20 protein-coding genes are annotated in these 25,310 nt (G+C 71.9%); 11 read left to right on the forward strand and 9 right to left on the reverse strand.

The window, feature by feature from the left end; translation table 11 throughout:
• Window positions 1-16: 16 nt before the first annotated feature.
• The 3 genes from QSK39_RS32320 to QSK39_RS32330 are packed head-to-tail and all read right to left on the reverse strand — an operon-like array spanning window position 17 to window position 2,882.
• Window positions 17-805 carry an ATP-binding cassette domain-containing protein gene (locus tag QSK39_RS32320; RefSeq protein WP_285481633.1) on the reverse strand — a complete coding sequence of 263 codons (789 nt, stop codon included), beginning with the start codon at window positions 803-805 and terminating at the stop codon, window positions 17-19.
• Window positions 802-1,776, reverse strand: coding sequence for an ABC transporter permease (locus tag QSK39_RS32325; protein ID WP_285481634.1), 975 nt, complete (start codon window positions 1,774-1,776; stop codon window positions 802-804). Before QSK39_RS32325 ends, QSK39_RS32320 begins: the two co-directional genes overlap by 4 nt.
• Before the next feature lie 8 nt (window positions 1,777-1,784).
• Window positions 1,785-2,882 (reverse strand): sugar ABC transporter substrate-binding protein, encoded by a 1,098-nt coding sequence (locus tag QSK39_RS32330; RefSeq protein ID WP_285481635.1) that lies wholly within the window; start codon window positions 2,880-2,882, stop codon window positions 1,785-1,787.
• A gap of 166 nt (window positions 2,883-3,048) precedes the next feature.
• Here QSK39_RS32330 and QSK39_RS32335 point away from each other — a divergent pair, with 166 nt between their 5' ends.
• The 4 genes from QSK39_RS32335 to QSK39_RS32350 are packed head-to-tail and all read left to right on the forward strand — an operon-like array spanning window position 3,049 to window position 8,005.
• Window positions 3,049-4,371: an enolase C-terminal domain-like protein gene (locus tag QSK39_RS32335; protein ID WP_502873321.1), complete on the forward strand. Its 1,323-nt coding sequence runs from the start codon at window positions 3,049-3,051 to the stop codon at window positions 4,369-4,371.
• Between the two features lie 46 nt (window positions 4,372-4,417).
• Entirely contained in the window at window positions 4,418-5,464 is a 1,047-nt protein-coding gene (locus QSK39_RS32340; RefSeq protein WP_285481637.1) for a sugar ABC transporter substrate-binding protein, read from the forward strand.
• Between the two features lie 23 nt (window positions 5,465-5,487).
• Complete coding sequence (locus QSK39_RS32345) at window positions 5,488-6,990, forward strand: sugar ABC transporter ATP-binding protein (protein ID WP_285481638.1); 1,503 nt, start codon at window positions 5,488-5,490, stop codon at window positions 6,988-6,990.
• Window positions 6,980-8,005, forward strand: a complete 1,026-nt coding sequence (locus tag QSK39_RS32350) for an ABC transporter permease (protein ID WP_285481639.1) — start codon at window positions 6,980-6,982, stop codon at window positions 8,003-8,005. The genes QSK39_RS32345 and QSK39_RS32350 overlap by 11 nt, the downstream gene beginning before the upstream one ends.
• Before the next feature lie 4 nt (window positions 8,006-8,009).
• Here QSK39_RS32350 and QSK39_RS32355 read toward each other — a convergent pair whose 3' ends face one another.
• The 5 genes from QSK39_RS32355 to QSK39_RS32375 form a co-directional block, all read right to left on the reverse strand.
• Window positions 8,010-8,717: a FadR/GntR family transcriptional regulator gene (locus QSK39_RS32355; protein WP_285481640.1), complete on the reverse strand. Its 708-nt coding sequence runs from the start codon at window positions 8,715-8,717 to the stop codon at window positions 8,010-8,012.
• Window positions 8,718-8,863: 146 nt separating this feature from the next.
• Entirely contained in the window at window positions 8,864-9,847 is a 984-nt protein-coding gene (locus QSK39_RS32360) for a MerR family transcriptional regulator (RefSeq protein ID WP_285481641.1), read from the reverse strand.
• A gap of 102 nt (window positions 9,848-9,949) precedes the next feature.
• Window positions 9,950-11,326, reverse strand: coding sequence for a glycoside hydrolase family 10 protein (locus QSK39_RS32365; RefSeq protein ID WP_285481642.1), 1,377 nt, complete (start codon window positions 11,324-11,326; stop codon window positions 9,950-9,952).
• Window positions 11,327-11,675: 349 nt separating this feature from the next.
• Window positions 11,676-13,040 carry a glycoside hydrolase family 10 protein gene (locus QSK39_RS32370; RefSeq protein WP_285481643.1) on the reverse strand — a complete coding sequence of 455 codons (1,365 nt, stop codon included), beginning with the start codon at window positions 13,038-13,040 and terminating at the stop codon, window positions 11,676-11,678.
• 20 nt (window positions 13,041-13,060) lie between these two features.
• Window positions 13,061-13,798, reverse strand: coding sequence for a GH12 family glycosyl hydrolase domain-containing protein (locus tag QSK39_RS32375; protein WP_285481644.1), 738 nt, complete (start codon window positions 13,796-13,798; stop codon window positions 13,061-13,063).
• 238 nt (window positions 13,799-14,036) lie between these two features.
• Here QSK39_RS32375 and QSK39_RS32380 point away from each other — a divergent pair, with 238 nt between their 5' ends.
• The 7 genes from QSK39_RS32380 (at window position 14,037) to QSK39_RS32410 (ending at window position 22,457) form a co-directional block, all read left to right on the forward strand.
• On the forward strand, window positions 14,037-16,913 hold the full coding sequence (locus QSK39_RS32380; RefSeq protein ID WP_285481645.1) for a glycoside hydrolase family 9 protein: 2,877 nt from the start codon (window positions 14,037-14,039) through the stop codon (window positions 16,911-16,913).
• Window positions 16,914-17,038: 125 nt separating this feature from the next.
• Window positions 17,039-18,913 carry a S53 family peptidase gene (locus QSK39_RS32385; RefSeq protein WP_285481646.1) on the forward strand — a complete coding sequence of 625 codons (1,875 nt, stop codon included), beginning with the start codon at window positions 17,039-17,041 and terminating at the stop codon, window positions 18,911-18,913.
• A 99-nt stretch (window positions 18,914-19,012) separates the two neighbouring features.
• The gene (locus QSK39_RS32390) at window positions 19,013-19,141 is read left to right on the forward strand and encodes a hypothetical protein (protein WP_285481647.1); all 129 of its coding nucleotides are present in this window, start codon (window positions 19,013-19,015) and stop codon (window positions 19,139-19,141) included.
• A 72-nt stretch (window positions 19,142-19,213) separates the two neighbouring features.
• Complete coding sequence (locus QSK39_RS32395) at window positions 19,214-19,747, forward strand: MauE/DoxX family redox-associated membrane protein (protein WP_285481648.1); 534 nt, start codon at window positions 19,214-19,216, stop codon at window positions 19,745-19,747.
• 24 nt (window positions 19,748-19,771) lie between these two features.
• Window positions 19,772-20,263, forward strand: a complete 492-nt coding sequence (locus QSK39_RS32400; RefSeq protein WP_285481649.1) for a hypothetical protein — start codon at window positions 19,772-19,774, stop codon at window positions 20,261-20,263.
• Window positions 20,260-22,050, forward strand: coding sequence for an ABC transporter ATP-binding protein (locus QSK39_RS32405; protein ID WP_285481650.1), 1,791 nt, complete (start codon window positions 20,260-20,262; stop codon window positions 22,048-22,050). Before QSK39_RS32400 ends, QSK39_RS32405 begins: the two co-directional genes overlap by 4 nt.
• Window positions 22,050-22,457, forward strand: coding sequence for a S26 family signal peptidase (locus QSK39_RS32410; protein ID WP_285481651.1), 408 nt, complete (start codon window positions 22,050-22,052; stop codon window positions 22,455-22,457). Before QSK39_RS32405 ends, QSK39_RS32410 begins: the two co-directional genes overlap by 1 nt.
• Here QSK39_RS32410 and QSK39_RS32415 read toward each other — a convergent pair.
• On the reverse strand, window positions 22,430-25,294 hold the full coding sequence (locus tag QSK39_RS32415) for an AfsR/SARP family transcriptional regulator (RefSeq protein WP_285481652.1): 2,865 nt from the start codon (window positions 25,292-25,294) through the stop codon (window positions 22,430-22,432). The genes QSK39_RS32410 and QSK39_RS32415 overlap by 28 nt on opposite strands.
• Between the last annotated feature and the right edge of the window lie 16 nt (window positions 25,295-25,310).

Raw genomic sequence — 25,310 nt, forward strand, 5'->3', positions numbered from 1 at the left:
TGTCCACTGTGGAGGATCAAGGGCGGGCAGGGGGAATTCCGGAAGGCGGCCGGTGCCCGCCTTCGAGGCGGTATTCCGCGTGCACCAGCTCGAGGAGCTCGGCCACCGACGTTTCCCCGACCGGCCGGTCGAAGGTGATTTCTCCGTGCTGCAGCAGGTTCACCCGGTCGCAGACGTCGATCACCTGACCGTAGTTGTGCGCGATGAGGATGATCGCGATGTCGCCGCGGTTCTTCAATTCCTGCAGCAGGCGCAGGATCACCGTGCTCTCCTTGGCGCCCATCGCGGCGAGGGGCTCGTCGAGCAGCAGGAGCTTCGCCTTCGAATACACCGACCGGGCGACCGCGATCGCCTGCCGCTGGCCGCCGGAGAGCATGCCCACTTCGGCGGTCACCGAGGGGATGCCGATCCCGATCGAGTCCAGGGCCTCGCGGGCGCGGCGCTTCATCTCGCGGCGCCGCAGGAACGGCAGCGGGCGGTGGGTCAGCTCGCGGTTCAGGTGCAGGTTCAGGTACACGGGCAGGTCGTTGATCATCGCCAGGTCCTGGAACACCGTCTCGATGCCCAGTGACCGGGCGTGCACCACGGACTTCAGCGTCGTCGGCTCGCCCTCGAACGCGATGCTCCCGCCGTCCGGCTGGTGGTAGCCGGTGAGGATCTTGATCAGCGTCGACTTGCCGGCGCCGTTGTCCCCGATGAGCCCGAGGATCTCGCCCCGCCGGACGTGCAGGCCGATGTCGGCGAGCGCGGTGACGGAACCGAACTTCTTGCTGATGCCCTCGACCCGGATGATCTCGCCGGTCATGTCCGCTCCCGGGATCCGGCGCGCTTGCGCACCACGATCAGCGTCACGTTCAGCACCATCGCGCCCAGGATGGCGGCGCCGAGCACCACGTTGAACGCGTTCGCGCTGACCCCGGTCAGGTTGAACCCGTCGAACACGATCCCCAGCAGCAGCGCGCCGAGGAACGCCCCGGCCACCGTGCCGGACCCGCCGAGCAGCGCCGTGCCGCCGATCACGGCCGCCGCCACGGCGAAGAACATCGTGGTGAACCCGCCGTTGGTCGGGTCGTAGGAGCCGACCCGGGTGCCCTGCAGGATGCCGGCGAGGCCGGCCACGGTGCTGGTGATCGCGAAGTTGACCACCTTCACCCGGTTGACCGGGATGCCGGACTCCGCGGCGCCGACCGGGTTCCCGCCGGTGGCCTGGGTGTGGATGCCGAACCGGGTCGCCGAGAGCACCACCTGCATGACGACGACCACGCCCACCGCCCACAGGAACTCCGTCCACCGCGCCCCGCCGAACACCTCGAGCACCCCGCTGCCCTTGGGTGCGGCGACCGGGCGGGCGTTCGAGATGATCAGGACCAGGCCCTGCAACAGGAAAGCCATGCCGAGTGTGGTGATGAACGACGGGATCCCCAGCACGGTCCGGATCATCCCGTTCGCGAGACCGACCAGCGTGCTCACCGCGATCGCGCCGAGCAGCGCGAGCCACAGCGGCCACCCGTTGACGAAGAACTGCATCATCGTGAACGGGGCGAGGGTGAACACGAAACCGGCCGACAGGTCGATCTCCCCGCAGATCAGCAGCATCACCTGCCCCGCCGCGATGATCGACCACGGTGCCACGTACTGGGCGATCGTCTGGTAGTTGTCCGGGGAGTTGAACGCTCCGCTCGTCACCGTGAAGTAGATCCCCGCGGCGATCGTGACCAGCAGGATGCTCAGCTCCTTGACCTGCAGCACGCCGAGCAGCACCGGCTTCGACGACATCGGCGCGCCTACCGGCTCGGCACCGACGCGGGCGGCAGGGGGATCGAGCCCGGCATCGCGAGGACGTCCTTGTTGTCGCCGCCTTCGAACCGGCTGCGGGCCGTGGCGTACGGGCCGACGTTCTCCTTGGTGACGAACGTGAGACCGGTGTCGGTGACCGGTGGCGCGACCAGCGTCCCGGACAGCCGGAACAGGTACAGGTAGAGCACCGACAGGAAGCCCTGCAGGTAGGGGGACTGGTCGATGGTGAAGTCGAGCGCGCCGTCCTTGACCCCGGTGACCGTGTCGTCGAGCAGGTCGAACCCGCCGCTGCCGAGCTTGCCGGACAGCTTGCGGTCGGCGATCAGCTTCGCGCACGCGGCGGTGCTGCCGGCGTCGACCGCGTAGATCCCTTTCGCCGCGGCGTTCCCGGTGTACGCGGCGGTCATCGCGTTGAGCTCGCCGGCCTGCTCGGCCCCGGTGTTCACCGACTGGACGCGCACGCCGGGCGCGGCCTGCTTGAGCGCGTCGGTGATGCCGTCGAGCCGCGGCTGGACGTTGTTGCCGCCCGGCTGGGAGATCCCGACCAGGATGTCGCCGAAGGTGACCTTCTGCGCGATGCGCTGCCCCATCCGGAACCCGGACAAGTACAGGTCCTGTCCGACGTAGGTGAGCGGGTAGTTGCCCGCGGCACTGGCGTTGTACGCGATCACCGGGATGCCCGCGGCCAGCGCGCGCTTGGTGAGGTCGACGAACGCGTTGTCGTCGGTCAGCGCGACGGCGATCCCGTCGGCCTTGCCGGTGATCGCGGTTTCCATCGCACTGGCCATCTGGGCGACGTTGCCGTTCTCCGAGCCGGTCCACTGCGGCTCGGGCACCCCGAGCAACGCCGCGGCGTCGGCGAGCCCGGTCCGGGTCGGGACGAAGAAGGAGTTGGTGGTGACGTGGTTGACGAACACGAACCGCCACTGCGGTGTGCTCGGGAACGGCCCGGACTTGCCGCCGTTCTGCGCCTCCTGGACGCCGGTGCACGCCGCGAGCAGTGCGCTCGCGGCCACCGTCCCGCCGCCCATGCCCAGGTACTTCAGTGCGGTTCTTCGGGAGGTGGTGCCTGTTTCAGCGGTCATCATGTCCCCGCGTTCGTCTCGGCGGACCGGAGCGGAACTGGCATCGACGGTAGCAGACGTATGATGTCTCGACCAGCTTCTTCGCGTGATCGCCGGACTTCTGGACAATCGGCCGGGCGAGGCGTACCTATACGTATGTTGTCTGGCCCTGGTGTTCGCGTGAGAGGTGACGGCCTTGCCCGAGGTGATCAGCGCGATCGAAGCCGTGGACGTGCGTTTCCCGACGTCGCTGAACCTGGACGGGTCCGACGCGATGAACCCGGAACCCGACTACTCCGCCGCGTACGTCACCATCCGCACGAGCGCGGGGGAGGAGGGGTACGGCCTCGCGTTCACCGTCGGACGCGGGAACGACGTCCAGGTCGCCGCCGTCCGGGCGCTGGTGCCGCTGGTCGCCGGCATGCCGGTGGACGACGCACTCGCCGATCTCGGGGGCTTCTCGCGCCGGCTGACCGGGGACAGCCAGCTCCGGTGGCTGGGCCCGGACAAGGGGGCGATCCACATGGCCGCGGCGGCGATCGTCAACGCCGTGTGGGACCTGCGGGCGCGCCGCGAAGGCAAGCCGGTCTGGCGGCTGCTCGCCGAACTGCCGCCGGCGGACCTGGTCGACCTGATCGACTTCCGGTACCTCGAGGAAGCGCTTACCCGCGACGAAGCCCTGAGCATCCTGCGGGCCGCCGAACCGGGCCGGGCGGGCCGCCAGGCCGAGCTGCTCGCGTCGGGCTATCCCGCCTACACCACCACTCCCGGCTGGCTCGGCTATTCGCCGGAGAAGCTGGCGACGCTCGCGTCGGCGGCGGTCGACGAAGGCTTCACCCAGATCAAGCTCAAGGTCGGGGCCGACCTCGACGACGACATCCGGCGGCTGCGGCTGGCGCGCGAGGTCGTCGGCCCGGACGTGCGGATCGCCATCGACGCCAACCAGGTGTGGGGTGTCGGGCAGGCCATCGCCTGGCTGCGGCCGCTGGCGGAGTTCGACCCGTACTGGATCGAGGAGCCGACCTCGCCCGACGACGTGCTCGGCCACGCCGCGATCCGCCGGGCGGTGGCGCCGATCAAGGTGGCCACCGGGGAGCACACGCACAACGCGGTGATGTTCAAGCAGCTGCTGCAGGCGGAGGCGATCGACATCCTCCAGCTCGACGCGAGCCGGGTCGCCGGCGTCACCGAGAACATCGCGATCCTGTTGCTGGCCGCGAAGTTCGGCGTCCCGGTGTGCCCGCACGCGGGCGGGGTCGGGCTCTGCGAGATGGTGCAGCACCTGGCGATGTTCGACTTCGTCGCGGTGAGCGGAACCCGCCGGGACCGGGTCATCGAGTACGTGGACCACCTGCACGAGCACTTCGTCGACCCGGCCCGGGTCGAGCGGGGGAGGTACCTGGCCCCGGACCGGCCGGGCCTCGGCGCCCGCCTGCACCCCGAATCCATCGCGCGCTTCCGGTATCCCGACGGTCCGGCCTGGCGCGCGGAAGCGCCGGTGGTCGCGTGACCACCGGCCCGCGAGTCCTTCGGCAGCCTGTCAACGAGGAGAGGTCATGAAGATCCGCTACCTGTGCTCGGCCGCGGTCGTCGCGGCCGGCGTGCTCGCCGGCTGCAGCGGCGGGGGCACCGCCGCGTCCGGCGGAACCGTCGTCGGCGTCGACTACCCCCGCTCGGACACCGACTTCTGGAACGCCTACATCAAGTACGTGCCCCAGTTCGCCGGCCAGGACGGCTTCGAGCTCAAGACCACGAACTCGCAGAACGACGTCGCCACCCTGACCGCCAACGTGCAGACGATGATCAGCCAGGGCGTCAAGGGCGTCGTCATGGCACCGCAGGACACCGCGGCGATCATCCCGACGCTGCAGCAGCTGGCCACGAAGAAGATCCCGGTCGTGTCCGTCGACACCCGCCCCGACCAGGGCAACGTCTACATGGTCGTGCGGGCCGACAACCGTGCCTACGGCGAAAAGGCGTGCCGGTTCCTCGGCACGAAGCTCGGCGGCAAGGGGAAGGTCGTGATGCTGCAGGGCGACCTCGCGTCGATCAACGGGCGGGACCGCACCGAAGCCTTCAACGACTGCATGAAGCAGAACTTCCCCGGCATCACGGTGTTCGGTGAGGCGACCAACTGGGACGCCAATACCGCGGCCCAGAAGCTCCAGACCCGGCTGACCGCGAACCCGGACATCAAGGGCGTCTACATGCAGTCCAGCTTCGCCCTTTCGGGGACCCTGCAGCTGCTGAAGCAACGGGGCCTGCTCGTGCCGGCGGCCGACCCGAAGCACGTGTTCATCGTGTCCAACGACGGGATCCCCGAGGAGCTCGAGAAGATCCGCGCCGGCGAGATGGACGCGACCGTCTCGCAGCCCGCGGACCTGTTCGCCAAGTACGCGTTGCAGTACCTCAAGGACGCCATCGCGGGCAAGACACCGGCGCCGGGCAAGACCGACCACGACAGCACGATCGTGGCGGTCCGCGACGGCCTGATGGAGGACCAGCTGGCCGCGCCGCTGGTCACCGCGGACGGTGCCACCTTCGGCCCGGTCGCGAGCGTCAAGGTCGACGACCAGTCCTTGTGGGGCAACAGCAAGAGCTGACCGGCTTCGGAAAGGAGGTGGAGATGAGCACCGTGCCGGTCGTCGAAGCGCGGCAGGTGGTCAAGCGCTACGGCGCCACCGTCGCGCTGGACCACGCCGACCTCACCGTCCTGCCGGGACAGACGCACGCGCTCGTCGGCCGCAACGGCGCCGGGAAGTCGACGCTCGTCTCCGTGCTCACCGGCCTGACCGGGCCGGATTCCGGATCGCTCCTGCTGAACGGCGAACCCGCCCCGGGACTGTCCGATCGGGACGCCTGGCGGTCGCTGGTCGCCTGCGTGTACCAGCGCTCGACGATCATCCCGGACCTGTCGGTGGCGGAGAACCTGTTCCTGAACCGGCAGGAGACCGTGCGCGGCTTCGTCCGCTGGTCTGCGGTGCGCCGGGCCGCCGCCGCGCTGCTCGAACGCTGGTCGGTGGACGTCGACGTCCGCCGGCCCGCGGGGGAGCTCGGGGTCGAGCAGCGGCAGTTCGTCGAGATCGCGCGGGCGCTGTCCTTCGGCGCGCGGTTCGTCATCCTCGACGAGCCGACCGCGCAGCTGGACGGCGGCGCGATCACCCGCCTGTTCGGCCACATCGCCGACCTGCAACGGCAAGGCGTGACGTTCCTGTTCATCAGCCACCACCTGCAGGAGGTCTACGAGATCTGCGACACGGTCACGGTCTTCCGCGACGCCCGGCACGTCCTGACCGCGCCGGTCGCCGAGCTGCCGAAGCCCGACCTCGTCGCGGCGATGACCGGGGAGAACGCCCTCGTGGCCGACGAACGCCCGTCCTCGGCCCGGCTCGGCGTCGCTCCCGTCCTCCAGGTGCTCGGCCTGAGTCTCGCCCCCACGTACGAGGACGTCTCCTTCGACGTCGCGCCGGGGGAGATCGTCGGCCTGGCCGGGGCCGGCGGCAGCGGCAAGACCGAGGTCGCCGAAACGCTGACCGGGCTGCGGGCGGCCGGGTCGGGCACCATCCTCGTCGGCGGCCACCGTCCTCGTCCCGGCGACGTCCCGGCGGCACTCGCCGCCGGGATCGGCTTCGTCCCGGAAGACCGCCACCGGCAGGGGCTCGTGCCCGACATGTCGGTCGCGGACAACACCACCCTGTCCGTGATGGACCGGCTCGGCCCGGGCATCTTCGTCCGGTCCGGCCTCCGGGACCGGCTGGCCGGGACGATGATCGACCGGCTGGAGGTGAAGACGCCCGGCCCGGAGCTCGCGGTGTCGGCCCTGTCCGGCGGCAACCAGCAGAAGGTCGTCATGGCCCGGGCGCTGGCCGGAGATCCCCGCGTGCTCGTGCTGATCACCCCGACCGCGGGCGTGGACGTGCGGTCGAAGGAGTTCCTCCTCGGCAAGGTGGCCGAGGCCGCCGCCGGGGGCACCGCGGTGCTGATCGCCTCGGACGAGCTGGACGACCTGCGCCTCTGCGACCGCGTGCTCGTGCTGGTGCACGGACGGCTCGCCGCCGAAATCCCCGCCGGCTGGCCGGACCGCGAGGTCGTGGCCGCCATGGAAGGAGTCGACCTCGATGCCGGATAGCCCTGCCGCCGTGCGTGCCGAGGCACGGACCGAGCCCGCTGCCGCCCGGCCGCCGCGGCGGATCGCCCTCGCCCGCGTGCGCGACTTCGCGCTGGTACCGGGGATCGTCGCGATCGCCGTGGTCGGCCAGCTGGTGAACCCCGTGTTCCTCCAGTACGACAACGTGATCAACATCCTGCAGACCATGTCGGAGATCGCCCTGCTGGTGCTGGCCCAGACGCTGGTCCTGGTCGTCGGCAAGATGGACCTGTCACTGGAGTCCACGTTCGGCCTGGCCCCGGGGGTCGCGGCCTGGCTGACGATCGAGGGCGGCCACTCGCTCGGCCTCCTGCCCGCGTGGACGGCGGTGCCGCTGGTGCTCGCGGTCGGGGTGCTGGTGGGCGCGCTCAACGCCCTGCTGATCGTCCGGTTCGGGCTGAGCGGGTTCGTGGTCACCCTCGGCATGCTGATCGTGCTGCGCGGCCTGCTGACCGGGATCTCCGGCGGCCAGACGTTCTTCGGCATGCCCGATTCGATGCTCTACCTCGGCACCACGCTGTGGGCCGGGATCCCGGCGTCCATCTGGGTCTGCGTGCTGCTGTTCGCCGCGGGCATCGTCCTGCTCGGCCACACCCGCTTCGGCCGCAGCCTCTACGCGATCGGCGGCAACGAAGACGCGGCGAAGGCGGCGGGCATCCGGACCGACCGGATCGTGTGGATCGTCCTCATCGGAGCGAGCGTGCTGGCCGCGCTCGGCGGGCTGCTGCTGTCGGGCCGGCTGGCTTCCGTGGCCGCGGCCCAGGGAAACGGCTACATCTTCACCGTCTTCGCCGCTGCGGTGATCGGCGGGGTCAGCCTGAACGGCGGCCGCGGCACGCTGTTCGGGGCGTTCACCGGGATCCTGCTGCTGTACATGATCCAGAACGTGCTCACCCTGGCCGGGGTGCCCGCGCAGTGGATCGGGGCGCTCAACGGCACGATCATCCTGGTCGCGCTGGTGATGTCCCGGATCACCAGCGGCAAGCGGCAGAGCTGAGCCGCTACTGCTCGCCGAGGGTCCGCAGGTCGGCCAGGTGGTCGCGCAGCCAGCGCTCGGAGGTGTCCACGTGCATCAGCGCGGCCGCGGTGGCCACGGCGGGGTCGCGGCCGGCCAGGGCGTCGTAGATGGCCTTGTGCTGGGCCAGGGTCAGGTGGGTGACGCCCCGGTCGACGGTGCCGCGCCAGATCCTCGCCCGCAGCGTGCGCGAGGAGATGCCGTCCAGCAGCGCGGTGAGGGTTTCGTTGCCCGCCGCGGCGACGACCTCGCGGTGGAAGGCGGCGTCGAGCACCGTCAGGCGTTCGACGTCCTCGACCGCTTCCTGCATCGCGTCGAGCAGTTCGGCCACGGTGCGCAGCCCGTCATCGGTGATCCGGGTCGCGGCGAGCCCGGTGGCGGCCGGCTCCAGGAGCCGCCGCACCTCGGTCAGTTCGAGCACGGAGCCGTCCCGCATCAGCGAGACCGCGTTGCCCAGGCCTTCCAGCAGCAGGCCGGGCGCGAGGCTCGTGACGTAGGTGCCGTCGCCGCGGCGGACTTCGAGCACCCGGGCCAGCTCCAGCGCCTTCACGGCTTCCCGCGTGGGACTGCGGGAAATCCCCAGCTCGGTGGCCAGCTCGTGCTCGGGCGGCAGCCGGGAACCCGCGGGGAACCGCCCGGACCGGACGAACTCCCGGATCCGGTCGATCGCTTCGTCGGTCAGGGACCTCGCCATGGTGCTCCTCGGGCAGTGAACTGCCCCCGACCCTATCAGTCATATGATGAATGTCGCGCAAGTGCGGGCGCCTTCGCCGGATTCGACGGATTGCCGCGGGAGAAGTGGCTTTTGGTCACCGGAACATGTGATGTTCCGGCCTGTTTTCACTTCAGCGCGGCGGCGATCCACGCGCGGAGTGCCGCCGCCTTTTCCGGATCCGCGTCCGGCACGGGCGTGCCGTTGATCTTCGCGACCAGGGCCTCGAACCGGATCAGCAGCTGCAGGCCGGCCGACTTGGCGAGCCAGTGCGCGGCTTTGCCGTCGCGATCGGGCTCGGCCATGCTGCGCCGGGCCTTTTCGGGGTCGTGCTGCCCGGTCATGGCGGCGACGAGGTCGGCCGAGCCGGCGGCCGCGCGTTCGGCGAGGTCCCGGGCCTGCGGGGAGTCCGCGGCCACCCCCGCTTGCTGGGCCGCCCGCGCTTCGAGGAGGAGCTTCCGGTGCTTCTCGGTGCGGGCCAGCATGTCCGGCGTGGTCATCAGCTTGCCCCGCTCGGTGGCGAAGGTGCGGTGGTAGAACTCGCGCACCGACGTCCGGAAGTCGTCGTCCTGCACGAGGTCGGCCAGCTCGATCCACGCTTCGAGCTGCTCGGTGGACGGGTCCTCGGGCAGGTTCGGCCGCCGGCCGCGCAGCCGTTCGACGTACTCGGGGTGGACGTCGAGCCCCTCGGTCACGAACTCCCAGAACGCGGCGACGAGCCGGTCCCGCTCGTCGTCGGACAGGGAGACGAGCTTGTGCAGCAGGTTCACCTGGTCCGCCGTGCTCCGCTGCCGCACGATGGTCCGCAGCACGGCGCGGCGGGCCCGGAACTGCCGCAGCTGGTCCTCGACCAGCCGCAGGTGCGTGCGGGCCAGGTCGGGCAGGGCGGTCTCTTCGGCCAGCACACGACGGATGTCGTCGAGGCCCGCGCCCAGTTCGCGCAGGGTGTGCACGAGCTCGAGCCGCGAGATGGCCTGCACGTCGTACTGCCGGAAGCCGCCCGCGGTGAGGGCCGTGGGCGCGACGATGCCTTCGTCGGCGTAGAACCTGATCGCGCTCACGCTCAGGCCGGTGCGGCGGGCGACGTCCCCGATGGGGTAGAGCTCTTCCATGCCGACCACTATGCGGTCTCGAGTGGCTTGAGAGTCAAGGACACCACCGGCCCGCCCGCGAAGCTGCCGGTTCGCGGGCGGGCCGGCTTGCGTTGTCCTGCTTCAGGAGGTGCTGCAGCTGACGCTGGGCCAGTTCCAGTTCCCGTTGTGCTGGATCGTGACGCCCCAGTTGTTGCCGTTGCCGTTGGGGGTCGCGACGAGGACCTGGCTGCTGGGCCAGGTGGCGTTGATGTTCCAGGTGGCGCTGATCCTCGCGGGACTCGGCACGGTCATCGTGACCGTCCAGGAGCTGGCGCCGCTGACCGAGACGTTGAGGTTGTACCGGTCACTCCAGGACTGTCCCGCCGAAAGCGAGGCCGTGCAACTGCCGCCGCCCGGTGTCGTGGTCGGGGTGGTCGGCGTGGTGGTGCCCGTCGGGGTCGTCGTCGGTGTGGTGGTCGTGCCCCCGCCGGAGTTGAGGACGTTCAGCACCGAGTTGTAGGCGGACTTCTTGTTGCCGTTGCCGTCGAACAGGAGCGGACTCTCGCCGGAGCGCCAGGAATCGCTGTCCCGCACGCCCCACACCGTGATGCCGACGCAGCGCGCGACGTTCATGCACGCCTGGGTCAGCGCCGAGTACTGCGAGGTGGACGCGTTCGTGACGTCGACCTCCGTCAGCGCCACGTCGACGCCGAGCGCCGCGAAGCTGGAGATCGTCGTCTGGAGGCTGCTCGGGACCGAGCTGCCGCCGGTGAAGTGGGCCTGCAGGCCGACGCAGTCGATCGGGACGCCGCGGGACTTGAAGTCCCGCACCATGTTGTACACGCCCTGGGTCTTGCCGTAGTTCCAGTTGTCGATGTTGTAGTCGTTGTAGCAGAGCTTGGTCGACGAGTCGGCGGCGCGCGCGGTCTTGAACGCGACCTCGATCCAGTCGTTGCCGGTGCTCTGCAGGTTCGACGACCGGCGGCTGCCGTCTTCGTTGAAGGCTTCGTTGACGACGTCCCAGTACGCGAGCTTGCCTTGGTAGTGCGCCATCACCTTCTGGATGTGGTTGATCATCGCGTTGCGCAGCGAGCTGCCGCCCATGTTCTGCATCCAGCCGGGCTGCTGGGCGTGCCAGGCCAGTGTGTGGCCGCGGACCTTGGCGCCGTGGCTGACCGCCCAGTTGTAGATCTGGTCGCCCGAAGAGAAGTTGAACTGGTTCTGGTTCGGTTCGGTCGCGTCGGGCTTCATCTCGTTTTCCGGCGTGACCATGTTGAACTCACGCGCGGCGATCGTGGTGTAGGCGGAGTTGCTCAGCTTGCCGGCGGCGATCGCGGTGCCGAAGTACCGGCCGGACTGCGCGGCCGCGGCGCCCAGCGTGCTGGCCGCGGCATCGGCGCCGGGGGCGGTCACGAGGACGGCGGCGGTCGCGGCAACGGTGGCCGCTGCCGCCACCACGCGGCCGGCCGGTGACCGCCACCACCGCTTGCCGCTCGGGCTCGACGAACTTCTTGCCATCCGTGGTCTCCTTCCGGGCGCACGCCCAGGAGTAGCCACCCGAGGACGAGTCCCGGCGGGAGCCGGGAACCAAGTCGCCGGTGACCTGGACGATCCGATGATGTTCACTTGCTGCGAGCAGGAGAACACGGAACTTCGTTGCCGGGCAAAGAGTTTCGGTCGAGTTTCGACCGGTGCACCCACGGGCGGACCACGTGTCTCCGGACGATGCCGCCGGGCAGGGCTTTCCGGCGGCGCGGGGAGTTTGCGGAGAATGTTGCGCAACCGGATGCCTCGCACCACGGCATCGCGCGTCGCGAATTCATGGTGCGAGGCCAGGAACTCCTCTCTGAGACCGGGCCGGCGGGGATCAGCCGGCCGTGCAGGACGAGGTGATGCCGTCGGCGCTGCCGGTGCCCTGGAAGCCGAACTGCGTCGACTGCCCGGCGGCGACGTTGCCGTTGTAGCCGACGTTCGTCCACTTGACGCTGCCGGTGGTGCCGCTCTGGCCGGCGTTCCAGCCGCTGGTCACCGTGGCGCCGGACGGCAGGTTCGTCGTCACCGACCAGCCGGAAAGGGCGGTGGAGCCGGCCGTGACCCGCACGGTGGCCACGAAACCGCCGTTCCACGAGTCGAGGGAGACCGAGCTGGTGCAGCCCGAGTTCGACGGCGTGGTCGGGGTCGTGGGTGTGGTGGGCGTCGTCGGGGTGGTCGGCGTCGTGGTCGTGCCGCCGGCGTTCAGGGCGTCGAGGACGCTCGTGTAAGCCGCCTTCTTGTTCCCGTTGCCGTCGAACAGGAGCGGGTTTTCGCCGGTGCGCCACGAATCGCTGTCGCGGATGCCCCAGACCGTGAGGCCGGCGCAGCGGGCGACGGCCAGGCAGGCGCGGGTGACCGTGCCGTAGACGTTCGCCTGGTTGGAGCCGGAGATGTCCAGCTCGGTGATCTGGACCTCGACGCCGAGGTCGGCGAACCGCTGGAGGTTGGCCTGGTAGTCGCTCGGCGCCGAGTTGCTCAGGTGGGACTGGAAGCCGACGCAGTCGATCGGGACACCGCGGGACTTGAAGTCGCGCACCATGTTGTAGATGCCCGTGCTCTTCGCGTTGACGCCGTCGGTGTTGTAGTCGTTGTAGCAGAGTTTCGCGCCGGGGTCGGCGGCCCGCGCGGCGCGGAAGGCGGCCTCGATCCAGTCGTTGCCGGTGCGCTGGAGGTTGGAGTCCCGCCGGCCGCCGCTGCCGCCGTCCGCGAACGCTTCGTTGACGACGTCCCAGGCGTAGATCTTGCCCTGGTAGTGGGTGGCGACCTGGGTGACGTGGTTGAGTGCGGCCTGACGCAGGGCGGAGCCGCTGAGCCCCTGCGCCCAGCCCGGCTGCTGCTGGTGCCACAGCAGCGCGTGCCCGCGCACCCGCTTGCCGTTGCTCACCGCCTGGTTGAGGATCCGGTCCCCGTTGGTGAAGCTGAACTGCCCCTGGTTCGGTTCGGTGGCGTCCCACTTCATCTCGTTTTCGGGGGTGACCATGCTGAATTCACGGTTGAGGATGCCGACATACGTCGTATCCCCGAGCTTCCCGGCCGAGACGGCGGTGCCGAAGTAGCGGCCCGTCTGGGCGGCCGACGCGCCGAGCGTGGTGGCCGCGCCGGCGGAGGTGGTGGCGAGCAGCAGCGAAGCCCCGATCGACGCCGCCAGCAGCGTCGAAGCGAGCGCCGCGCGAGATAGAGATCGCGAGGTCGGTTTCATGGCAGGCCTTTCCGGGACGGTCAGCTGACGGTGGCCGAGAACGAGTTGACCGCGAGGCCGACGCCGCCGCTCCACGGCTCGAAGCCGGCCTGGATGCTGGTCAAGTACCACGAGCGGTCCACGCGGGTGCGGGCGTCGACGTCGTTGACGAAGTCCAGGACGCTGAACGACCAGCTCGAGATCGTCGACTGGGCGACGTAGGAGACGACGTCGTTGCCGCCGTTGTTGCCCTGCCAGACTTCCCAGCTCCGCCCGCCGAGGGTCGTGGTGCCGACCCGGCCGCCGACCGGCTGCACCCCGCCGGTCCGGTTGAACCAGATCATCAGCTCCATCTGGTTGACCCCGGTGGTCTTGGCGGTCGGGTCCATCCAGATGTCGTAGGAGGCGTCGAAGGTGCCGCCGGCGTAGGTGTAGGAGATCGACGACGACACGCTGCCGATCCGGCTCAGCTGCCGGGGCAGGTTCGTGGCGGGGGAGCAGTTCCCGTAGTGGCACCCGGCGTAGACGGCCGGGTAGGACAGGGGCGCGCCGCCGCTGGTCGAACCCTGCTGGGTCTGGATGCGGAACCCGCTGCCGGTGACGCTGATGCACTGCGTCGCGCTGCTGCCCCAGCGGTTGTTCATGACCACGTACCGGCCGCCGATCGTGGTCGTCCCGTACTGGTCGCAGATGAGCGTGTCCGCGTGGGCGGCCGGTGCCGGGACCACGAGCCCCGCCAGGGCCAGTACCACTGCCGAAAGAGCGTGCTTCAGTTTCACGTGCCGCCTCCACCTCGTCGTGTGCGGAACCTGCTGGGAGCGCTCTCAGTCCCGGGTCGTTCCGATGAAAGCACAAGGGAGCCGGGGAGCAAAGCCCCCGGCCGTGATCAATTTTCCGGGTACCCTTCGAAAGTTTCGCCGGTGATTGCCAAGGGAGCGCGGGAGCGGTTACCGTCACCTGGGAGCGCTCTCAGTCCGGATCACCATCGGCACGCCGACGAAGACGAGGAGATGGCGAATGCGGGCAAGGAAGCTGCGGGCCGGTCCGGCCCTGCTGGTCGCGGTGGCGCTCGGGCTGGCCGGGGCCGCCGCGCCCGCGTCCGCCGCGGACTACGAGCGCCTGCTCAACGGCACCTTCTCCGGCGGCACCCTCGACCCCTGGTGGGCCGGGTCGGGCACGACCGGCCACGTCACCGGCGGGGAGTTCTGCACCGACGTCCCCGGCGGCACGGCCAACGGGTACGACGCGCTGTCCGGCCAGAACGGGGTGCCGTTCGAGGCGGGGCAGCAGTACACGCTGACCTTCGACGCGCACGCGAGCACCGCTCAGCAGATCTCCGCCGTCGCGGGCGAAGCCGTGTCGCCCTACCGGCAGATCTCGCGCACCGACCTGACGGTGACGCCGTCCACACAGCACTTCACGGTCACCTTCACGTCCACTTTGGACTTCCCGGCCGCCGGGAACGGTCAGCTGGCGTTCTGGTTCGGCGGGCAGTCCGCCGCCAACACCGTCTGCTTGGACAACATCTCCCTCGTCGGCGGGGTCGTCCCGCCCGGCGGCCTGCCACCGACGAGCGGCATCCGGGTGAACCAGGAAAGTTACACCCCGGGGCTGCCCAAGCGGGCCACGCTGATCAGCGATTCGGCCGCCGCGCAGACCTGGACGCTGAAGAACTCCGCGGGGACCGCCGTGGCCACCGGCCGGACGACGCCGCGGGGCGCGGACGCGGCTTCCGGCGAGAACGTGCACGAGATCGACTTCTCCGCCTACGACACCGCGGGGACCGGGTACACGCTGAGCGTCGGCTCCGAGACCAGCTTCCCGTTCGACATCTCCGCCGCCGGGCCGCAGAAGCTGCGGTACGACTCGCTGGCGTTCTTCTACCACCAGCGCAGCGGCATCGCGATCGACGCCGCCTACGTCGGCAGTGCCTACGCGCGGCCCGCCGGGCACGTGAACGTGGCCCCGAACCAGGGCGACGACGCCGTTCCCTGCCGAGCCGACCTGAACTGCGGCTACACCCTCGACGTGCGCGGCGGCTGGTACGACGCGGGCGACCACGGCAAGTACGTCGTCAACGGCGGCATCGCGGCGTGGGAGCTGCTCGACGAGTACGAGCGCGCGCTGCGCCTGGGCGACGCGAGCGCGCTGGGCGACGGCAAGCTGGCCATCCCGGAGCGGGCCAACGGCGTGCCCGACATCCTCGACGAAGCCCGCTGGGAGGTCGACTTCCTCCTCTCCATGCAGGTGCCGGACGGCAAGCCGGACGCGGGCCTGGTGCACCACAAGATCCACGACGCGCAGTGGACGTCGCTGCCCACCCGGCCCGACCAGGACAGCCAGCCGCGCCGGCTGTCGCCGCCGAGCACCGCGGCGACGCTGAACACGGCGGCAGTCGCGGCGCAGGCGTCCCGGCTGTGGCGGGCCATCGATCCGGCGTACTCGGCGAAGCTGCTGGCCGCAGCCGAAAAGGCGTACGCCGCGGCCAAGGCGAACCCGGGCCGGCTCGCCGATCCGGACGACGGCACCGGCGGCGGGACCTACAGCGACAGCACCGTCACCGACGAGTTCTACTGGGCGGCCGCGGAGCTGTTCACGACCACGGGCAAGAGCGCCTACCGCACCGACGTCACCGGCTCTGCGCTCTACCGCGGGAAGAGCTTCACCACCCACGGCTTCGACTGGGCCTCGACGGGCGCGCTCGGGGACATCACGCTCGCGGTGGTCCCCACCGACCTGCCGGCGGCGGACGTCACCGCGATCCGGTCGGCGATCACCACGACCGCCGACAGCCACCTGGCGCAGATGGCGGCCATGGGCTACCCGGCGCCCTACCGCACGGCCGACGGCTCGTACGAATGGGGATCCAACGGCCTGGTGGCGAACAACGGCGTGGTGCTCGCCCTGGCCTACGACTTCACCAAGCAGGACAAGTACCGCGACGGCGCGTTCGCCGCGCTGGACTACCTGCTGGGCCGCAACCCGGCGAACTACTCCTACGTCGCCGGCCACGGCGACCAGCCGGTGCGCAACGTGCACCACCGGTTCTGGGCGCACCAGCTGGACGCGTCCCTGCCGACCGCGCCGCCCGGTGCGTTGTCGGGCGGGCCCAACAGCGGCCTGCAGGACCCGACCGCGGCCCGGCTGCTCGCCGGCTGCGCCCCGCAGCGCTGCTTCGTCGACGACATCCAGGCGTACTCGGTGAACGAGGTCGCGATCAACTGGAACTCGGCGCTGGCCTGGCTGGCGAACTGGACCGCGGAGAAGTCGTCGTCCACTGTGGACACGACGGCGCCGGGCGCGCCGGGCACCCCGGCCGTGTCCGCGGTGTCCAGCGGCGGCGCGACCCTGACCTGGACGGCGGCCGCGGATCCGGAGAGCGGGGTGAAGAACTACGACGTGGTCCGCGTGACCGGCTCGGCCCGCACGGTCCTCACCACCGTCACCGGCACGACCGCCACCCTGACGGGACTCTCGCCGTCGACCGCGTACTCGGTGGTCGTGGTGGCCCGCAACGGCGCGGGCCTGACGAGCCGGGATTCGGCCGCGGCGCAGTTCACCACCCGGCCGGCCACTCCGGCGGGCGGCTGTGCGGTGACGTACGCGGCGAACACGTGGAACGGCGGCTTCACGGCCGCCGTCACGGTGAAGAACACCGGCACGACGGCGTGGACCGGGTGGAAACTCGGGTTTTCGTTCCCCAGCAACCAGAAGGTGACGCAGGGCTGGTCGGCGACGTGGGTGCAGTCCGGCGCGGACGTGACCGCCACGGCGCTGTCCTGGAACGCTTCGGTGGCCCCGGGACAGTCCGTCGCGATCGGCTTCAACGGCAGCTACCCGGCAGCCAACGACAACCCGGCGTTGTTCACGGTCGACGGGAAGGCCTGCGGCTGACCACGCCGTTCACCGATCCGAGGGCAGGACGTGCAGCAGGATGCACCCGAACGAGCATCAGAAGGAGGGGGGACCGTCCGCCGACGAAGGGACAGCCAGTGCGGAGACGACGACATCTTCTGGTCTTGCTCGGAAGCCTCCTGACCGCGACCGTGCTCATGCCCGCCACCGCGTCCGCGAACGGGCCGGCGCGGGTACCGGTCGGCGGTTCGGAGGGCACCAATTCTTCGCGCGTGATCCGCGAGGGCACCCGCACCGGACCTGCCGATCCGGCCGCGCAGGTCACCGCGCAGGTGTTCCTGGCCGGGGACTCCCGGCGGCTGGCCGGCTACGCCCGCGCCGTGTCGGACCCGCGAGATCTCCGCTACGGCCACTTCCTGACGCCCGGGCAGGTCCGCGCCCGCTTCGGGCCGGCGCAGCAGCGGATCGACGCCGTCAGCGGCTGGCTGCGCGGCACCGGCCTGTCGATCGTCGGCGCCGGCCCGCGTGCCGTCGTCGCCCGCGGCACGGTCGCCCAGGCGGCGGAGGCGTTCGGCACCCGCTTCGAGAACTACACCTACCAGGAGATCCCGTTCCGGGCGGCGCTGGACCCGACCGTGCCCGCCGAGTTCGGGCCCGACATCCTGACCGTCACCGGGCTCACCGTCGCGACCGGCACCTGGCAACCGCCCGGGCCGGCCCCGACCACGTCCCGCACCGCCGCGCGGGCCGGCACACCCGCCGGCCCCTGCCCGGACCACTACGGCGACACGCCGGCCGCCGACCTGCCTTCCGCCTACGGCCATCCCGTGCAGTGGGCGCCGTGTGGCTACACGCCACGGCAGGTGCGCGACGCGTACGGGATCACCGGAACCGGCCTCACGGGGAAGGGGGTGACCGTCGGGATCATCAGCATCGGCAACGAGGTCAACGCCCTGCCCGACGCCAACCGGTTCGCGGCCGAGCACGGTGAGCCCGTGTTCGCCCCGGGCCGGTTCACCGCCTACGTTCCGGCCGACGCCGCCCCCGAGGAAGGCAGCGGCGAGTTCGCGATGGACGTCCAGGCCGCGCACGCGATCGCGCCGCAGGCGAACATCGCCTTCGTGGTGGGTTCGCGTGCTCCCTACGGTGACGCCGTCCTGGACTCGGTCGCGCAGATCGTCGACCGGCACCTGGCCGACGTCGTGTCGGGGTCGATCATCGTCGGTTTCACCCCGGGCTACGCGCCGGACGCCCTCGTCGCGTACGAACGCGCGTTCCAGGAAGGCGCGGTCGAGGGCATCACGTTCACCTTCGCCAGCGGCGACTCCGGTGGCGGCGACCTCGGAGACGGCGTCCGCACCGTCGAGTACCCGGCGTCGAGCCCGTGGGTGACCGCGGTGGGCGGCACCACGCTGGCGATCGGGCCCGGGAACTCCCACCGGTGGGAGATCGGCTGGGCGACCGACGAAACCTCGCTGTCCGCGGACGGGACGTCGTGGGATCCGGCACCGCCCGGTTATCAGGGAAAGGCTTCCGGCGGCGGCACCAGCACCGTGTTCCCGCAGCCGTTCTACCAGCGTGGCGTGGTCCCCACGGCGTTCGCGGGTGCTCCGCCGATGCGGACGGTCCCGGACGTCGCCGCCTTGGCGGATCCCGATCTGTGCCTGCTCGTCGGCGAAACCGACTACAACCTCGACGGCAGCCTGAGCTACAAGGTGGGCAACGGAGGCGGCACGAGCCTGTCTTCGCCGGCGTTCGCCGGAGTCGAGGCGCTCCTGGTGCAGGAGCACGGTCCCCTCGGTCTCGCGAACCCGGCGTTGTACGCCCGGCCCCGCTCGGCGTACCACGCGATCGCCGACAACCCCGCCGGGACACCGGACACGGTGGCGTTCGCGGTCGTGAGCCACGGGTTCGTCGACCTGATCACGCCGGGGCAGTACGCGGACGCGAGCCTGACCTACGCCCCCGGCTACGACACGGTCACCGGTCTCGGCTCACCGACCCGGCAGCTGATCGAGTCCTTCCGCCGGCAGCCGTAGGCCGGCGGCGGCGCTGTCCTCGATAGCGAACGGATAGCGAGGCTGAGCCACGATCTCCCGGTCGATTCCCGCTAGTGAGAGGAAGTGATCATGGCTCGCATGATCAACACCCTGGGTGACCGGTTGCTGGGGCTGTTCCTGCGCGAGGTCAAGGCCGGCGCCTGCGTCGCCGAGCACGGCCAGGTCTGCAAGACGTTCCACTACGACTGCTACGGCAGCTGCAAGTAACTGCGGCGCCCGTGCCTTTCCCGCCACGGCGACCGTGGCGGGAAAGGCGTTGCCCGGCAAAGGAGGTCACCGATGATCGGCGCCCAGTTCGTGCTCGCCGCCCGGGTCCTGACCGGACTCGTGTTCGCGGTCGCGGCCGTCGGCAAGCTCGCCGGGCGGGTGCGGCTGGCGGAGTTCGCCGCGTCGCTCGAGCCGCTCGGCCGGTCGCCGGTGGGCTGGCTGCCGGTCGCCGCCGCGACCGCCGTCGCCGAGCTGGCCGTTGCCGGGCTCGTCGTCTTCCCCGCCACCGCCCGGCTCGGGCTCGGGCTGGCGACGGCGGTGCTGCTCGTGTTCTGCGCCGCGATCGCCCGGTCGGTACAGCTGGGCCGCCGCGTCACCTGCCGCTGCTTCGGCCGCGCCGGGGCGGTGCTCGGGCGGGCCCACCTCGTCCGCAACGCGCTGCTCGCCGCGTGGGCCGCCGCGGCCCTCGCCGTCCCGCCGGGACCGGCGCTCGGCCTCGACACCGGGGCGGCCGCCGCACTCGTCGGCGCGTGTGCCGCGGTCGTCGCGATCAGCTGGGACAGCCTGGCCGGCCTGGTCCGCACGACCGGCACCGCCGGCCGCTGAGCGAAACACAGAAAGAGGTTCGTCATGTCGTTCCTGGTTGCCGTGGTCGCGGTTCTGGCCGTGCTGACGGTGCTCAACCTCCTGCTGTCGTCGGCGATCATCAGGCTGCTGAACGACCAGCGGCGGCCGGCGGCGCCCGCGCTGCCGGCGGTGGGCACCGAGATCGGCTCGTTCGAGGTGACCGACGCCGCCGGCGCGACCATCACCGACGGCGAGCTGGACGACGCGCTCGTCGCGTTCCTCTCGCCGACCTGCGGGCCCTGCCAGCGCATCGCCGGCCGGCTCACCGAGCCGACCGTCGCGTTCGTGCTCGACGGCGGTGACCGCGCCAAGGCCGTCGAGTACGCGGCCGGCCTGGGCCCCTCCGTGCGCGTCGCCTTCGTCGGCGACCGCAGCCCGGTGTCGGCCGCCTTCGCCGCGGGCGACGTCACCCCGACCCTGATCCGCGTGCGGGACAAGCGGATCGCCGCCGCCGGCCACGACCTCGACGCCGTGCGTCCGCAGCACGCCCGGTGAGCCTGTTCCGGGCGGCGGGCCCCGCGTTCGGGGTCGCCTGGCGTGCGTCGCGGGTGGCCACCGGCGGCACGATCGCGCTGGCGGTGCTCGCCTCGGCCCTGCCGGCGGTGTCGGCCTGGCTCGGGAAGCTGATGTTCGACGAGCTGACCGGCGGCCGGGACAGCGGCCTGATCGTGCTGCTGGCCATCGGCTCGGCGGCCGGCCTCGCCGTCGCGACCGCGATCACGGCGGTCGCCTCGTACTGCACCTCGATCGTGCGGGCCAAGTCCGCGATCGAGGCGGAAGACCGCCTGGTCGGCGCGGTCGGTGCGCTGCCGGGGCTGCGCCGGCTCGAGGACCCGGCGTTCCTGGACCGGGTGCGGCTGGCCGAACAGGGCGCGCAGGAGGCGGCGCCGGCGGTGCTGGCCCTGATCGTCGAGTCGGTGCGCACCGTGGTCGCCGTGCTCGCGTTCGGCGGCGCGGTCCTGCTCGTGTGGCCGCCGATGGCCGGGCTGCTCGGCGCGTCGCTGGCGGCCGCGGCGATCTCCCAGCTGACGCTGTCCCGCCTGCGCGCGCGGGAGGTCGAGGCGATGATGGCCACCCACCGCGAGCGGTTCCTGTTCCGCTCGCTGTGCTCGGACATCCGCGCGGCCAAGGAGATCCGGCTCTTCGGCCTCGCGGACCTGTTCCGCTCCCGCATGGTGGCCGCGGTCCGTGCGGCCACGGCGAGCGAGTGCGCGATGCAGCGCCGGATCGCGGTCGCCGGGATCTCCGCCGCGATCGTGTCGGCCGTGGTGGCCGGCATCGCCCTCGTGGTCGCCGCGACCGGCGCCGCCCGGGGCGCGTTGTCCATCGGCGACGTGACGCTCTTCACCGCCGCCGTGGCCGGCATCCAGTCGCCGGTGGGCTCGCTGCTGGGCCAGCTCGGCCGGGCCGGCGGCTCGCTCGGGTTGTTCAAGCACTACCTCGACGTGGTGACGACCGCACCCGACCTGACCTCCGGGACGGACGCCGTGCCCGAGCTGAAGACCGGCATCGAACTGCGTGACGTGTGGTTCCGCTACGACGAGACCGGCCCGTGGGTGCTGCGCGGGGTCGACCTGAAGATTCCGAGCGGCGCGGCGGTCGGGCTGGTCGGGGTGAACGGCGCGGGCAAGTCGACGCTCGTGAAGCTGCTGTGCCGCTTCTACGACCCGGACCGCGGCCGGATCCTGTGGGACGGCGTCGACATCCGCTCCTGCGACCCGGCCGGGCTGCGGGCCCGCATCGGCGCCACGTTCCAGGACTTCACCAGCTACGACCTGACCGCGGCCGACAACATCGGCATCGGCGACGTCGCCCGCCTCGGCGATCTCGGCCGCGTCCGCGCGGCGGCCCGCCTGGCCGAGATCGATCCGGCGCTCTCGGCGTTGCCGCGAGGGTACGAAACCCTGCTGTCCCGGGCGTTCCTGGACGTCGACGACAAGGCCGGGGCGGCGCTGTCCGGCGGCCAGTGGCAGCGGGTGGCGCTGGCCCGGTCGCTCATGCGCGCCGAAGCCGACCTGCTCATCCTCGACGAACCCAGCTCCGGCATGGACGCCGACGCCGAGACCAGGACCCACGAGGCACTGCGCGCCCACCGGGCCGGCCGCACGAGCGTGCTGATCTCCCACCGCCTGTCCGCCCTGCGCGGCGCGGACCGGATCGTCGTGCTGGGCGGCGGCCGGGTGATCGAAGAGGGCACCCACGACGAGCTGCTCACCGCGGGTGGCGAGTACGCCCGGCTGTTCTCGTTGCAGGCCAAGGGATACGCGATGGCGGAGGCGTGATGGCCGGGCTCGCGGTGGTCGTGGTGGTGCTGGTCGCGCTGGTCGTGCTGCTGCGCCGCCGGTACGTGGTGGCCCGCGTCCGCGGCCACAGCATGTCCCCGACCTTCCACGACGGCGAGCGGGTGGTCGCGACCCGGCGACGGCACTACCGCGTCGGCGACGTGATCGTCTTCCGCCCGCGAACCGGGGTCACTGACGTCGCGTGGCGCATCAAGCGGATCGCCGCGGTCGCCGGCGACCCGGTCCCCGCCTGGCTGGAGACGGACGACCCGGTCGTCCCGGCCGGCCGGGTGGTGGTGGTCGGCGACAACACCGGCCACAGCCAGGATTCCCGCCAGCTCGGCTACATCGCGCTGGCCGGCGTCGCCGGGGCGGTCCCTCACCGCCCCGCGCCGGAGGGAAGCTGACAATCGATCTCCGCCAGCACTTTCTGCACCCCGACCCGTTCGACCGGGCTGTCGAACCGGTCCTGCAGGCGCAGGGCCGCGTGGGCGATGCGGCGGGCGGCGGCCCGGTCGCCGGCGGCCAGTTCGATCGTGGCCAGGGCGAGCAGTGCAGCGGACTCGGCGTCCGGGCGGCGGGTGCGGCGGGCCAGGCCCAGTGCGCGGTCCGCGGATCTCCGGGCGGCGGCCAGGTCGCCGTTCGCGCGGTGGGCGTCGGCTTCGGCGGTGAGGCACCAGGTCTGGCCGATCGGGTCGTCGTTCTGCTCCGACAGGCAGCGGGCCTGGTCGGCGAGCTCGGCCGCGCGCGCCGCGTCGCCGCAGGCCAAGGCGGTGCGCACGACCACGAGCCGCACCTGGGCGCGGGTCTTCCAGTCGCCCGCGGCGTCGGCCAGGCGCAGGGCCTTCGCGCCGTGTGCCGTCGCCGCACGGAGGTCGCCGAGGTGGTCCCGGTACAGGGCGGCCAGCGTGCCGTGGCAGCCCGACATGCCCGCCAGGTTGCCGGACTTCCGGAAGCAGACGACGGCCTCGCGCACGGCGGTGATCGCGCGGTGCCAGTCCCGGCAGCGCTCGTACGCGTCGCCCAGCTTGGTCAGCACCTCCGCCCGCAGCGCGAGGTCGACGTCGGCCAGCGGCACCTCGTTCAGGATGGCGACCACGTCGGCGTACCGGCTGCGGTGCATCCGCGCCGTCGCCGCGACCAGCGCCGCGGTCACCCGCACCACCGGGTCCGGGCCGGCGACGTTCGTCAGCCGCGCGGCCGCCCGGGCGCCGTGGTCGGACAAGTCGAGCCGCACGAGCGGCGCGCGCAGCACCAGCAGCAGCGCCGCCGCGTGGCGGAGCAGGCCGCCGCGCACGGCCAGGCCGAACACGGCGAGCAGGACGTCGACGTCCGCGCCCACCCACGGCAGCGGCTCCTGCACCACGTGCCCCACCACGTCCCGGCCGAGGGGCGCGGCGGTCTCGGCGAGCACCGTGTACCCGACCCGCGTGCCCAGGATGCCCTCGTGGGCGTGCCGGGTCAGCGCGACCGCCCACCCGGCCAGCCGGTCCAGGGCGGGCGGGCCGAGCGGCGGGCCGACCGTGCGGCAGTAGGCCCGGACGAGGTCGTGCATCCGGTAGCGAGGCACGCCGTCGCGCCCCGGCCCGGCCTGGTCGAGCAGGTTCATCGCGCACAGGTGGGCCAGCACCTCGCCGGTGCGGGGGAGGGGCACGTCGAGCACGGGGGCGAGCGGCCAGCCGGTGAACGTCGGCGCCCCGATCGCCGCCAGCGCCAGCATCGCGGCCCGCGCTTCCCGGTCCAGCAACCGGAAGCTGGCGTCGAGGCTGTCCCGCACGCTGCGCTGCCCGACCGTCAGCTCCCGCATCCGCCTCGACTCGTCGGACAGCCGCGCGGCCAGCTCCGCCACGCTGAGCTTCGGGTACGCGGCCAGCTGGGCCCCGGCGATCCGCAACGCGAGCGGCACACCCCCGCACGCGTCGAGCACCGTGGCGACCGTGCCCTCGTCCTCGCCCAGCCGGGCCGCGCCCGCCGCGTTCGCCAGCACTGCCCCGGCCACCCGGTCGGGCAGCGGCGCGAGCGGCACCCGGACCGCCGGCTCGACCTCGGGAAGCACGGACCTGCTGGTCACGATCGTGGCGCAGCCCGGATCGGCGGCCAGGAGCGGCTCGATCTGCGCGGCGGTGGCGGCGTTGTCCAGCACCACGAGCACCCGCTTGCCCGCCGTGCGGCTGCGGAACTCGGCCGTGCGCTCCTCGACGGTCGCCGGCATCGACCGCGCCGGCACACCGAGCGCACGGAGGAAACCGGCGAGGATCTCGGGCGGGGCGGCCGGCCGTGTGTCGGCGCCCCGCAGGTCGGCGTAGAGCTGCCCGTCGGGGTAGGCGTGCGCCGACGCCGCGCCCGCGTGCAGGGCCAGCGCCGTCTTGCCGATCCCGGGCATCCCGGTGATCAGCACCAGCGGTGGCGCGTCGGCCCGGCGCGCCACCGCGGCCCTGATCGTGGACGACTCCGCGTCGCGCCCGGCGAACCCGGAGGTCCGCGGCGGCAGCTGGGCGGGCACCACAGTCACCGCCGGCGGCGTCTCGACGGAGAGGATCTCCGCCTCCAGCGCGAGCAGCTCCCGGGAGGGATCCATGCCCAGCTCGTCGCGCAGCACACGCCGGGCTTCCCGGAACGCCGCCAGCGCGTCGGCCCGCCGCCCGGCGCGGTGCAGCGCCAGCATCCGCCGGTGGTGCAGGCCTTCGCGCAGGGGATGGGCCTGCACGAGCGCGGTCAGCTCGGGCAGCAGCCGCGCGGCCCGCCCGCACGCGATCTCCGCGTCGATCCACTCCTCGGCCAGGCCGATCCGCAGCTCCTCCAGCCGGGGCAGCTCCGCGCCGGCCAGGTGCGCGGTCACCCCGCCCAGCGGCGTCCCGGTCCAGCGGTCGAGCGCGGACCGCAGCAGGCCGGCCGTGTCCGCCGGGTCCCCGGCCGCGCGCGCCGTGACCAGCAGCTGCCGCACCCCGTCGACGTCGGCTAGGCAGTCCAGCAGGTACCCGCTCGACACGGTGACCACGGCTCCGGCCGCGCCGGCCCGGTCGAGCGCCGCGCGGAGCTTGGACACCTGGATGTGCACCTGGGTCCGCGCGGTGGCCGGCGGCAGCTCGCCCCACAGGGCGTCGATCAGCCGTTCCACCGACACCGGCTGCCGGCAGGCGAGCGCCAATGCGGCGAGCACCGTGCGCCCCAGCCGCCCCTTGACCGGCACCGGTGTCCCGTGGACCCGCGCACCGACGGGGCCGAGGACAGTGGCTTCCAGCAATCCGTACCCTTCAAGA

This window comes from Amycolatopsis sp. NBRC 101858, from assembly GCF_030269325.1.
GTDB classification, from domain to species: Bacteria; Actinomycetota; Actinomycetes; order Mycobacteriales; family Pseudonocardiaceae; genus Amycolatopsis; species Amycolatopsis ponsaeliensis.

Coding starts and splice junctions, on each gene's coding strand:
- QSK39_RS32365 (WP_285481642.1), bottom strand. CDS start 11,326: ATGGCAAGAAGTTCGTCGAGCCCGAGCGGCAAGCGGTGGTGGCGGTCA.
- QSK39_RS32350 (WP_285481639.1), top strand. CDS start 6,980: ATGCCGGATAGCCCTGCCGCCGTGCGTGCCGAGGCACGGACCGAGCCC.
- QSK39_RS32330 (WP_285481635.1), bottom strand. CDS start 2,882: ATGACCGCTGAAACAGGCACCACCTCCCGAAGAACCGCACTGAAGTAC.
- QSK39_RS32380 (WP_285481645.1), top strand. CDS start 14,037: ATGCGGGCAAGGAAGCTGCGGGCCGGTCCGGCCCTGCTGGTCGCGGTG.
- QSK39_RS32340 (WP_285481637.1), top strand. CDS start 4,418: ATGAAGATCCGCTACCTGTGCTCGGCCGCGGTCGTCGCGGCCGGCGTG.
- QSK39_RS32395 (WP_285481648.1), top strand. CDS start 19,214: ATGATCGGCGCCCAGTTCGTGCTCGCCGCCCGGGTCCTGACCGGACTC.
- QSK39_RS32360 (WP_285481641.1), bottom strand. CDS start 9,847: ATGGAAGAGCTCTACCCCATCGGGGACGTCGCCCGCCGCACCGGCCTG.
- QSK39_RS32370 (WP_285481643.1), bottom strand. CDS start 13,040: ATGAAACCGACCTCGCGATCTCTATCTCGCGCGGCGCTCGCTTCGACG.
- QSK39_RS32345 (WP_285481638.1), top strand. CDS start 5,488: ATGAGCACCGTGCCGGTCGTCGAAGCGCGGCAGGTGGTCAAGCGCTAC.
- QSK39_RS32325 (WP_285481634.1), bottom strand. CDS start 1,776: ATGTCGTCGAAGCCGGTGCTGCTCGGCGTGCTGCAGGTCAAGGAGCTG.
- QSK39_RS32410 (WP_285481651.1), top strand. CDS start 22,050: ATGGCCGGGCTCGCGGTGGTCGTGGTGGTGCTGGTCGCGCTGGTCGTG.
- QSK39_RS32400 (WP_285481649.1), top strand. CDS start 19,772: ATGTCGTTCCTGGTTGCCGTGGTCGCGGTTCTGGCCGTGCTGACGGTG.
- QSK39_RS32390 (WP_285481647.1), top strand. CDS start 19,013: ATGATCAACACCCTGGGTGACCGGTTGCTGGGGCTGTTCCTGCGCGAG.
- QSK39_RS32320 (WP_285481633.1), bottom strand. CDS start 805: ATGACCGGCGAGATCATCCGGGTCGAGGGCATCAGCAAGAAGTTCGGT.
- QSK39_RS32355 (WP_285481640.1), bottom strand. CDS start 8,717: ATGGCGAGGTCCCTGACCGACGAAGCGATCGACCGGATCCGGGAGTTC.